Origin of the sequence: Nocardia sp. NPDC046763 (assembly GCF_040645495.1) — a bacterium.
Taxonomy (GTDB): Bacteria; Actinomycetota; Actinomycetes; order Mycobacteriales; family Mycobacteriaceae; genus Nocardia.
Genome location: NZ_JBEYYI010000063.1, coordinates 1 through 10,262, shown reverse-complemented (window position 1 = coordinate 10,262; position 10,262 = coordinate 1). Strand labels below are relative to the sequence as shown.

Genomic DNA, 10,262 nt, shown 5'->3' with positions numbered 1-10,262 from the left:
GGTGCCGGTGGCGCCCTGCTGGAAGGGGCCGTCGAGGGTGACCCACTCGGTGTCCTGGTTCCACTCGGGCCAGGTGGCCATGTCGGCCCACTTGGTGAAGAAGGCCGCAGGGGTGGCGGTCGAGGTGGCGGAGGCTTCAGCGATGAACGTCATGCAATTAGTATGCGCGCTTACTACTTCTTCGTCAACCTCTGATCTTCGATCGGCTTCTCGGGCGACTTCGACGGTCGGGGGTAGTGGCGCATCCGGCCGGAATCCGGCGCTAGCGAACCGCCAAGATTGAGGGGATGGTCCAGGTGAGCCTCATCTGGGCGCCCACATCCGGCCTGCAACCGTTCTCCAGCCACAGGGCCGGCGTCGGATACAGGCCCGGCCTCGGCTCGTAGCCCTGCCGCAGGTGTGCGGCCTCTGAGGGAAGGCCCTTGGTCGTGTTGGACTCCAGTCGATGCGCGCCCGATGCGACCGCGTACAGCTTGGCTGCGTCCATCAAGCTGGCGGCCAGGCTGCGGCCGACGTATCGAGTTGCGCGGGAAGAGTATTGCGGCTCGATGACCCACGCCTCCATCTGGCCGTAAACGCCGCCTCCCGCGTCGGCGCAGACGTCGAGCTGCGTGAAACCGGCCAGTTCCCCCTTGCCATCCATGGCGACGAAGATCTTACGGCGACCGGTTCCCTGCGCTATGTCGTCGAGGAATCGTCGAAAGTTCGCCAGATGGCGCGGCCGCATGTCCTCGATGACACCCCGCACCCATTCGACGCCGCCCTCGCCGCGCGGCAACAGCTCGAGCGACGCCCGCATCCCCCGCAACAGGGCATCACGAAGGGCGGACGCATCGGCCGGAATCGCCTCCCGGAAGCGGAATCTCGCGCCGTCGAGGGTGACGATGTCGCCCAGGTCCTCGAGCATTCCCGGATGCCATGCCTGCGTGGTGAACTCGGCTTTCCCGGAGCCGGTGACCCTGCCCAGCATTGGCGATACCCCCGAATCGACTGTTTGTAGCCTGTTCTGATGGTGCAAACGACACCTTCCCAGCCCGCCGGCAGTTCTGCCAGCCCCGATCCCCAGCCGCGAACCACGCGCTCACTCAGGGGTGTCTGGCCGTACGGCCTGACAGCGATGGGGAATTCGATCCTGTTCTTCATGATGTTCCAGCCCTGGCTGAAGGCCTCAGGTTGGGACGGGAAGGGAACGATCAATGCCTTCGGTCAGTTCACCCACACCACCAGCCACCTGAATCTGTGGTCGCAGGCCGCTCCCCCGGGTGTGAAGATCAGTGGCAGCTGGGCGATCTTCATCAGCGTCGCCATCTTCGTGGTCGTGGTCGGGGCGATTCAAGCGATCACCAATCGCAGTGACCTGGCCGGTGGTGTCACGGCCGTCGCTTCGGTCGTGGTCGCGATCCTGGTGCTCGTGGTCATTCTCAACCTCGACACCAACCTGCCGAAGGTGCAGGCAGCGATGGGCATGGGCAACGATTGGGGCCCGCAGGTGGGGCTGGCGATCAGTGCCCTGCGAGGGACGGGCTCCTACCCGTGGCCCGGACATAATGTCCCGCTGAGCACCGCCGGATTGACCTCCTGGGCGTTCAGCTCGGCCGGTGTGGCCTTCGGATGCGCCGCGCTCGCGGTGATCACCGCGTGGCGCAATGGATTACGCGAGATCCTCGCGTTCATCGGCAAATTCCTCTGACGGCGCGGCGAAATCGATCCGCGATGCAGGGTTCGAACATCTTCGACAACAAGAACTTCCTGTTGTTGTGGTCCGGCAATGCGGTCTCCCACGTCGGTCTGCACGGTGTGCGAATCGCCTACCCCCTGCTGGCGTTGATCCTGACGGGTTCACCGGTCGCGGCCAGTGTCGTGTCCTTCGCGACCATCCTGCCCAGCCTGTTGTTCGAGGTACCGGCGGGCGTTGTGGCTGACACGTGGGATCGACGGCGAGTCCTGATCATGTGTCAGCGTTCGGGTCTGGCGGCGACGCTGCTCGCCGCATTCATCGTCGCCGAGCGGCCGCCGGGCCTGCCGGTGCTGCTGGCCGCGGCCGCGTTCATCGAGGGCGCCGCCTACGTTTTCTTCAACACCAGCGAACTGGGCCTGGTCCGCGATGTCGTCACCACCGAGGAACGCCCGACCGCGCTCGCGTTCCTCGAGGCCGAGCAGCCCATAGCGAACATGATCGGCAGGCTCATCGGAGCGGCGACCCTCAGCATCGCCCGTACCCTGCCGTTCCTGGCGAACGCGGCCTCCTACCTGTACTGCCTGTGGACCCTGTCGAGAATCCGCGCGCGAATCAAGGGAAGCCCGAACATACGCGCCCGCAACGACATCCGCGTCTGGGATTGGAACCAGGCGTGGGCGGGAGTCCGCAGCGTGTGGTCCGAACCCTTCGTACGGGGCGCGACGGTGATCCTCGGAATCACCAACGCGATCTTTCAGATCCTCATCCTCTCGATGACGGTGGAGATCAGGCAGGGCGGCCACTCGACCTGGACGATCGGCGTAGTGCTGGGGGCCACGGGGTTGGGCGGTCTACTCGGAGCCGCCCCCGCCGCAGTGCTCGCCACTCGTTTCGCGCCGCGGACCCTGCTCACCGCCATGGTGTGGGCGTGGGTCGTGCTCAGCCTCCCCATGGCGGTCGACGCGAGCCCGGCAGTGCTCGCGCTGTGCTGGATGGGGATGGGCTTCGTCGCCCCTATCGGGAACGTCGCGCTGGCCCTGCATCGGCTGCGCGCCTTCCCCGAGGACCTCGTCGGCCGAATCTTCGCCGCCACCAAACTCATCGGCCACTGCGGCACGGCCGCAGGATCACTGCTCGCCGGTATCCTGCTCTCGATGCTCGGCGTCTCCACCACGGGGTGGGTGATCCTCCTCGGCATGGTCGTCATGGCCCGCAGCGCGCGGCGGCTGCCCGAGGCCGGTTCCGCACCCGGTGTGCCACCCCCGGCCGCGCCGCGTTCAACCACCTGGATCGCCCAGGTGTCCCGACAGAATCGAATTCCTGACCAGTGAGGTGTTGTCGGTGCGTGCGGCACGGTCCGACCGGACCGGCTCAGCGCCGGGGGTTCCCATTCGTGGGGATTCTGCTCCGAAGCTGAGGCTCACCCGCCGAGCCATACACGCCGCACGCGTTTTGGCGTGCTCGTGACCGTAGACGTTGTGGTCGCTTCCACCGGGTTCGTCCTCGGCGGTGGGCCTGCCTCCGTCGGCTCGGCGGAGGATCTGCCGCGTCAAGACGGCAATCCGGTTGGACGCATCGGCGCTTAAACCGTGGCGGTCAGCACCGACGGGAAAGTATTCACCGACGTCGCGGCCGGGACATGGCAGGACGACGTGAACCGCAAAAGCGCTGCGTTCCAATCGATCACGGCCCGCTACGTGCGGCTGACCGCGTTGACCGAGGCCGGTAACCGCGCCCCGGCCGCGGCCGCGGCCGAAATCCGGGTGCAGGGGGCGGCCAATCGAGCCGTCGGCGGCAGTTGGAGCCCGCGCATCCCGTTTCCGATCGTTCCCGTCGCTTCAGCCGTGCTGCCCGACGGAGATCCTCACCTGGTCCGCGTACGCCCCCGACACCTACGGCGCCGGTCACGGCTTCACCATGACCGCGACCCTCGACCCGAATACCGGCGTCATCAACCAGCAGCGCATGTCCGACACCGCCCACGAGATGCTCTGCCCCGGTACCGCCAGGCTGCCCGACGGTCGCCTACTCGTCACCGGCGGCAGCGACCCCGTGGCCGTAAGTACGAATTCCAACACCGCCTATCCGCGAATCCTGGCGTCACTCAGGGCCGATCGGGGCGGGTGTATCCATGAATTTCGACGTCACCCCGGTCGGCGTGTCTGGTCGTCGGCCGTGTCAGAACGGTGGCGTGTGAAGGTCTTCCGCGGAGATCCTGGTGTTCTGAACAACGGTGACGAACCGGTTCAAGTCGGCCCGCAGGTCGGAAGCGTGTAGCCGTCCGCGCCGACGAAGGTGTGGAGGGACCGCGCGTCAACCAGGTGGCTGTCGGTTAGCCAGGCGGGCCTGGTGGGCCAATCCGATCGAGGCCCAGTTCGGGCCGCTCCGCAACTTCGCCACGGGCAACTCCAACCACCTCAACCACACCGCGTCCGCCCGCCGTTTGCAGGACCACTCGCGGTGGCGCAAGACCCACGCCCGCCCTGCCGACGGCGTCGCCGCCCAACGCCGAGCACGCGCCCGCGTCCGCAGCGAACGCTGGGGCAGACCACGCACCGCAGCTGCCTAACCGGCAAAGGTTCGTGGGCAACGCACCAGATACATCCTGTCCGCTGCCGATGGCATCGTCGGCAAGCCCCCCCTTCCCATCACATGGAACAGGTACTGGGTTTGTGCGTGAGTATCCGTCTTAGGCTCAGGCGCAACGCAACGAAGACCGTCAAGGAGACTGCATGTCCAAGGATGCTCCGGAGTGGCAATCCATTGTCGACTCACCTTCGGAAGCACTCCTCAATGCTGCGGACCGGCTCACGGACAGCGGGGTCGTCGGAGTCTCGGCGGCATACTCCACCACATTCGGCACCGTCACCGGCGACTTCGTCCTCACCGCGAGTGGATACGCGACCGGCACGATCAAAGACAACTATGGCCTCGACCAAGCGGAATTTGTTGCGTCGCCGACCGTCAGCGCTGTGCGCGGTGATGTGGACTGGTGGGCGCGACGAGCATCCCGCCAGATCAGTCAGCTCGCGGACCGATGGATTCGCCTCGACCGGGACATCGACTGGAACAACCCGGACCGAGGCGGAGCCTTCGCGGTCGGCATCGTCGACACATTCGGTCCCAATGGCCTCGCCGACGCCCTTCGGGCTATCGCGCCCCTGGCTTCCGTCGACATGTCAGAGGTATCCGACGACTTCGACATCTTCGGCCGAATAGCTGTCACGGCGGGCAAATGGACTGTCGTGCTGGACGGGAGTGCACCGCACGACGTGTTGTCCATGTGGATGCCACTCGCCGACGGGATCGTCGACCGGTCCGCAGTCCAAGACCTCGCCGCCAGCCCGCAATCCGACGATGACGACGCACCCGTATGGGATCAAGCGGGTAGGCCATTGGGAATCAACGTCTCGATAACGACCCGCTCCGGCCACGCTGGTGCGCTTCAAACCCGAACCGACCGCGTGCTCGTGGACGACACCCGACTCGATACCGGGGCTGACACCCAAGTCGGCCTCACCGAACACGCGAGCCGCGTCGGCAATTTCCTCCTGGAAACGGCAACGGCGCTCGATGACCCCGACGATCCAGGGCAGGCGCTCAATCACGTCCTTGCCGGTCTCACCGATCTGACACCGGTGATCGTGACAAAGCCCCCGGATGTCATCGTCGGAGTTGATGTTTCACCGGTTCTCACGCCCGCCATGTTTCTGATCAATGTACTCACCGCCCGCGTCGCCTACCTCGAAAATACGTCCCGAGACGCGGTGATCTCGACCCTCCGCGATCAGCTCGATGCCGCCGCCCGACTCGCACCCCCACCCAACGACCCGGCCGCCGCGATGTAGACGCCACTCGCGCGATGACCTCGCGCGCGAAACCGGCCGGTTCTTGCACCACTGCCAGCGCCAACCCGCATTGTGCGCGGTTCCTTCCGTGCCGGGGATGCAGTAGAACGGGTCGTCGATGCCGTAGTGGCTGCGGAACGCGATCCAGCGCTCGGATTCGGTTCTGGCCCTGCCCAACCCGAGAACCTTGTGACCGCGGGTTTCAGATTGTCATAACGGATCTTGCCGTGCGGGACCCCGCCCAGCTGCGTAAACGCGTGAACGTGGCCCTCCAGGAACGCTTCCTGCCCGCCGGAAGCCGACACCCTTCTCCGCACTACTGGGCTGGGCTTTTGTCGACTCGGTGCGTGTGTCAGCTGAGCGCGTCGATGCCTGCATCTCCGGCGGCGGCTCGTTGACGAAGCCGTTCAGCCTGCTGCTTCTTGTTCCTGATGTGCCGCAGGCTCTCTTCGAGTGCGGCCACTTCGCCGAGCCAGCGCATCCGACGGGCTTCATCGAGCCGTTCGTGGGTGTTGGCCTCGATCTCAAGCAGGCGCGGCACTTGGCTCAACGACATTCGGAGCATCGGGCAACGGACACAAGCTTCTCTGAACTAACTGGCCATGCCCATCCGGCGCCGCCCGAACGCACTCTTCTGCCGATGACAGCTCACTTCTCAGTTAAGGGGTCGCGACTGGCATCGGCCGAATTTCGGGCGGATATGGTGTAGCCCGCTGGTAGGCAATGGGTTTCTGTGCCGGACCCGCGATATTCGGTCCATACATGGGCCCGCCTGGCCACTCGGGATGGGCCGTACGGAGTACACGAACTCCCACTGGCGGGAAGCCTGACCGCGGCCGGATCGACCGCTCCTCATCCTAGGAGCAGTGTCGGGGGTGGTAGGTCACCACGTCGGGGCTCTTCGGTTGATCGGTGGGGCCAGAGGGCGAATCGGACAGTTCGAGACCCGGAGACGGTCGATCCGGTGTTCGGTCCGACTAGGACCGAGCGCTGGCACGTTGTCATCGGGGAACGCGAGCAATCGTCGTCCGTGGTCTGCAATTTCTCGATCTCGGATCCAGAGGTCCCATCTGGCGTCTGGGATTCGCCTCTCTCGATGAGCTGGTCTAGGACGAGATTTCGACTCGTGCCAGGCTATATTTCTCGGGGCCGGAACTACGGATTGGGTGGCCACACAGGGTATTTCGTGGATACTCTCGGCTTGTCGAGGGGCGCAGGCTGCCCCTGGGAAAGGGCAACGGATGTTCGACCGACTCATGCGGTGGCGCCGCGGTAGCGTCTGCGCACTGATCCTGCTCGTACCGGCACTGCCAGCGGTCGGCGGATGCGCGAGTTCGTCCGACACCAGCTGGGCCGTCCCCCCGACCGCTGAACCCGCAGCCATCACGCCCTGCACGGACGCCATCCAGGCCAATGACCCAAGCGACCGAATTGTCGAGCTGATCGATCTGTCCGCCGACAACAAACTGACCTACAGCCTCGTCCACCTCGCCCGAACATCCACGAAGCAGTGGCGAGCCGCCTGTGGGCCGAGCCTCACCGCGCCCCTCTCCGACCAGGTCACCATCACCTCCTATCCCCAATCCGAAATGTGCGGCGTAACAGTCAGCCCAACAGACTGCACCCTCGCAGCGATGAAAACCCAAGCTAACCATTGGAGCTCATGGGGCCCGATCGCCACCATCCGCATCACAGACGGCAAGGTCGTCTCCATCCGAGAGCGGACCGAAAACTGATCGCGTTCGCCGGAAGACCAGGAACCCGCCCGTATCTGATTTATCGCCGTCCATGCCCCAACCCTCCCACCTCCCCTGATGGAGACTCAAAGCTGTAGATGCGACAGATTCTCGACAACCTCCGCTGGCGCAACATCCTCTCTTGCCGCATAGTGCGCGGTTCGAAACGGCCACAGTCTCTTCAAGGCCGATCGAAGTGTGCCGAACCACGCCGAGGTCATACTCGGCGATGGTCGGGATGTCACGGGACAGAAGCTCGTCCGGAGATGGACCCGAACGTAGGGATGCCGAGGTCGGTTCCTGTCGCTGTTCGCCTGAGTGTGGCGTCTATCTGGGCGAGCTTGTCTTTGACACCGGCATAGCTGACTTGGAGGCCCTCAACTTCGCCGAGCCAGCCTTCGCGTTTGGCTTCGACGATGCGGGCTTCGAGGTTGTCGTGGATCTCTTCGAGCCTCGCCCGTTGGGCCGGGTCCGGCCGCAGGAGCGAACAACGGACACATGCGTGTTCATGAATACACGGCGTGGAAAACGCTCGCGCGCACTTCCGCTTCTCGAAAACTGACCGGCCCAACTGGGCCACCCGAACTGTCGGTCACCACCCACGGCAATGTCATATCGCAGGTCGCTACCACCCGCCCCGTCCGAGCCACCTCGAGACCCGCCACATCCCGCAGCGTCGAATGCTGATCCACCGAACCTCCGAATTACCGAACCAATTCAGAGGCAACGGTTCTCGCTCACGTCACCGATCTGATGTAGGACACGCCGTTAGTGCGGTCAATAGGTCGCTGAACCGAACGGCCCGAGTATGACATTCGCAGCGAGAACAAATAGAGCACAACCCGCGCGCCGCGCAGCTCCACGGTCACCTCACCGAAATCGACCTCGGCCTCGTCGCCGGGACGGTGAGTCTGCGAGATGAACACCTGCGCTGGCTCACGACCGGGCTCGACCCTGATCTGTGGTTTCCGCTTCGAAACGTAATCGCGGACACGCTGATACGACACATCGTCCATGCCGTGCTCGTCGATCAGCCGCGCGTAGATCCGCTTGATCGTGTGCCGCTGCTTGCGGGGCGCGTCCAGATCCTCGCGTAGCATCTCGTCGATGAACGGGTGGAACGGATCCAGCTTTGATCCCCGGGTCGGATACTGCTTGCGCGCCTCGGGGAACGCGGAAGTGAGCGCGGCGTTCACCGTCAGATAGCCGATGTTGTACTTGCGCTGCAGTTCCCGCCCCGACAACCCGCTCTCGAGTCCCGGCGGATCGCCGCGTACAGCTGTGCCTTGGACAGGTTCGGCGACACGGTCCACCCCTACGGGACGTTGCAGACTGATAGCAGCTCGATCCTGCCACTGCAACCCGTCAGATGACGTCAAAATTCGCGGATACCAGCACCTTCCGCGCCCGGGTGGTGTCGTGATTCATGGATCAACGATGTCGTGATTCACGTACAAAACCAGACCCCGGTCAGACCAGCATCTACGATCCCGCTGTCCTCTGCCATTCGACCTGACGTATTGCCATTGTTTTGGCACAAGTGCGGTAGCTCTGCCACTAACCTGACGCGGATCGATTGTTCCGATTACTGCTCGGAGGTCCGGGGGTGTGGGTGCTGTCGTCGGCCCCTCGCGGCGTGCCCGGGCGGACAGGCCCTGGCAGCCGATCTCTTTGCGGCGTAACGCTTTCGGGTGCCACCACACCAGAAGATTTCGGAGTCTCGTGTGAAGATAGCGATGTGGTTGAGCACAATCTATACGCATTGATGCGGTCGTACATTCCCGAGGAACTTCACTCGGACTTCCAACTGACGATCCGTGACGGGTTACGGCTGCGGCACGCCGGTGCCGGTGACCAGGTTATCGGCTACTTCGGCGGTCTCCCCGAGCTACCGGAGGGGGTCGATTGGCCCGGCGACGGTCACCGCCACTACGAGCACGTGGCCACCATCGATCTGGCCGAACTGCCTACCGTGGACCTGAATCTTCCAGACTCCGGCCGGATCTCCGTGTTCGGTGATACGAACGGATATGAGGGTGCTCTCCTGCACTTCCCCGCTGATCTGCCTCTTCGCGAGGCAGTGCTACCCGCGGATCTCGAAGAGCAGGAACGGATCTTCAACCGTGTACCGATGACCTACACGGTTGTCCCGACGATTCCCTCGCGGTCATGGCTGGAAGAGCACTTATTGGGTGAGGACGACGATGACGAAGACGTAAGTGATCAGCTGGAAACCTTTTGTGACACCTTCTTCACCGAATCCGGGCCACGGCACCAACTCGGCGGCTGGGCCAACGAGATCCAGAACAACCGCGACAGCGGCATCCTGCCCGGTAGTGCCGCCGAAGTACGCTTCTATCCCGACTACCGGCCATCCTGGATGGTGCTCATCGCGCAGTTCGACACAGATCACGCAATCGGCATGGGATGGGGCGATTTCGGAACGTTGTACTGCTTCATCGATCCAGCGAACATCAGCACACGCGACTTCTCGAAGGCCGACGTCTTCTGGGAATGCTACTGAGTGAATCGAGCGTCTACTGCTACGACGAGGATTGGACGATCCCGGCCGATTACTGGGTCATCCACGCCGACGGGACTGCGGTCCTCGCCGAGCCCGGTCCAAGCTGCCGGGCCTAGCCGATATTTGACGTGCGATGACCGCAGGCAGCCTCCCGGTCGTTCCCCACCTCCGTCACGTCACCAAGTTGCGTCAACCAACTGGCAAGAACCCGCGGTCACCCTCTGCCACATATCTGTCGCACCGCTGCTCATGACCAACCCGCTGCGTCACATCAACTGGCAACGGACACCCGCTCACAACGTGTGGCAGCACGCCTCTCCGCTGACCATTCCCCGTGGGTACCAAGCCATGACAGCGCTGAGTGCTAGCGGACACGTGATAATGGCTCTGGCACAAAGTTGTTGGTGGCGTTGATGTTCGGGTCAGACGTCGAGTAGCAGGCGGCGTCGGAGAAGGTCGAAGTTGGCCCTGCCGTA

8 protein-coding genes and 1 pseudogene are annotated in these 10,262 nt (G+C 64.0%); 5 read left to right on the top strand and 4 right to left on the bottom strand.

The window, feature by feature from the left end:
- Positions 1–262 precede the first annotated feature (262 nt).
- The gene (locus tag ABZ909_RS42945; protein WP_357012103.1) at positions 263–970 is read right to left on the bottom strand and encodes a hypothetical protein; all 708 of its coding nucleotides are present in this window, start codon (positions 968–970) and stop codon (positions 263–265) included.
- Positions 971–1,117: 147 nt separating this feature from the next.
- Here ABZ909_RS42945 and ABZ909_RS42940 point away from each other — a divergent pair, with 147 nt between their 5' ends.
- From ABZ909_RS42940 to ABZ909_RS42930, 3 genes are all read left to right on the top strand, one after another.
- Complete coding sequence (locus tag ABZ909_RS42940; protein ID WP_357012101.1) at positions 1,118–1,690, top strand: hypothetical protein; 573 nt, start codon at positions 1,118–1,120, stop codon at positions 1,688–1,690.
- Positions 1,691–1,713: 23 nt separating this feature from the next.
- Positions 1,714–3,009: an MFS transporter gene (locus tag ABZ909_RS42935; protein WP_357012099.1), complete on the top strand. Its 1,296-nt coding sequence runs from the start codon at positions 1,714–1,716 to the stop codon at positions 3,007–3,009.
- 1,401 nt (positions 3,010–4,410) lie between these two features.
- On the top strand, positions 4,411–5,526 hold the full coding sequence (locus ABZ909_RS42930; RefSeq protein WP_357012108.1) for a hypothetical protein: 1,116 nt from the start codon (positions 4,411–4,413) through the stop codon (positions 5,524–5,526).
- Between the two features lie 72 nt (positions 5,527–5,598).
- Here ABZ909_RS42930 and ABZ909_RS42925 read toward each other — a convergent pair.
- Together ABZ909_RS42925 and ABZ909_RS42920 are read right to left on the bottom strand one after the other, a co-directional pair.
- Positions 5,599–5,834, bottom strand: a pseudogene (locus ABZ909_RS42925) (IS21 family transposase); the annotation flags it as partial.
- A 44-nt stretch (positions 5,835–5,878) separates the two neighbouring features.
- Positions 5,879–6,082: a hypothetical protein gene (locus ABZ909_RS42920; protein ID WP_357012097.1), complete on the bottom strand. Its 204-nt coding sequence runs from the start codon at positions 6,080–6,082 to the stop codon at positions 5,879–5,881.
- A gap of 685 nt (positions 6,083–6,767) precedes the next feature.
- On the opposite strand from ABZ909_RS42920, the gene ABZ909_RS42915 reads away from it, so the two are divergent.
- Positions 6,768–7,262, top strand: coding sequence for a hypothetical protein (locus ABZ909_RS42915; RefSeq protein WP_357012095.1), 495 nt, complete (start codon positions 6,768–6,770; stop codon positions 7,260–7,262).
- Between the two features lie 737 nt (positions 7,263–7,999).
- Here the strand turns inward: ABZ909_RS42915 and ABZ909_RS42910 are convergent.
- Positions 8,000–8,458, bottom strand: a complete 459-nt coding sequence (locus tag ABZ909_RS42910; protein WP_357012106.1) for a hypothetical protein — start codon at positions 8,456–8,458, stop codon at positions 8,000–8,002.
- Positions 8,459–9,000: 542 nt separating this feature from the next.
- Here ABZ909_RS42910 and ABZ909_RS42905 point away from each other — a divergent pair.
- Positions 9,001–9,786: a DUF1963 domain-containing protein gene (locus ABZ909_RS42905; protein ID WP_357012093.1), complete on the top strand. Its 786-nt coding sequence runs from the start codon at positions 9,001–9,003 to the stop codon at positions 9,784–9,786.
- The last annotated feature ends 476 nt before the right edge of the window (positions 9,787–10,262 follow it).

Coding starts and splice junctions, on each gene's coding strand:
- ABZ909_RS42940 (WP_357012101.1), top strand. CDS start 1,118: ATGGGGAATTCGATCCTGTTCTTCATGATGTTCCAGCCCTGGCTGAAG.
- ABZ909_RS42935 (WP_357012099.1), top strand. CDS start 1,714: ATGCAGGGTTCGAACATCTTCGACAACAAGAACTTCCTGTTGTTGTGG.
- ABZ909_RS42915 (WP_357012095.1), top strand. CDS start 6,768: ATGTTCGACCGACTCATGCGGTGGCGCCGCGGTAGCGTCTGCGCACTG.
- ABZ909_RS42945 (WP_357012103.1), bottom strand. CDS start 970: ATGCTGGGCAGGGTCACCGGCTCCGGGAAAGCCGAGTTCACCACGCAG.
- ABZ909_RS42920 (WP_357012097.1), bottom strand. CDS start 6,082: ATGTCGTTGAGCCAAGTGCCGCGCCTGCTTGAGATCGAGGCCAACACC.
- ABZ909_RS42930 (WP_357012108.1), top strand. CDS start 4,411: ATGTCCAAGGATGCTCCGGAGTGGCAATCCATTGTCGACTCACCTTCG.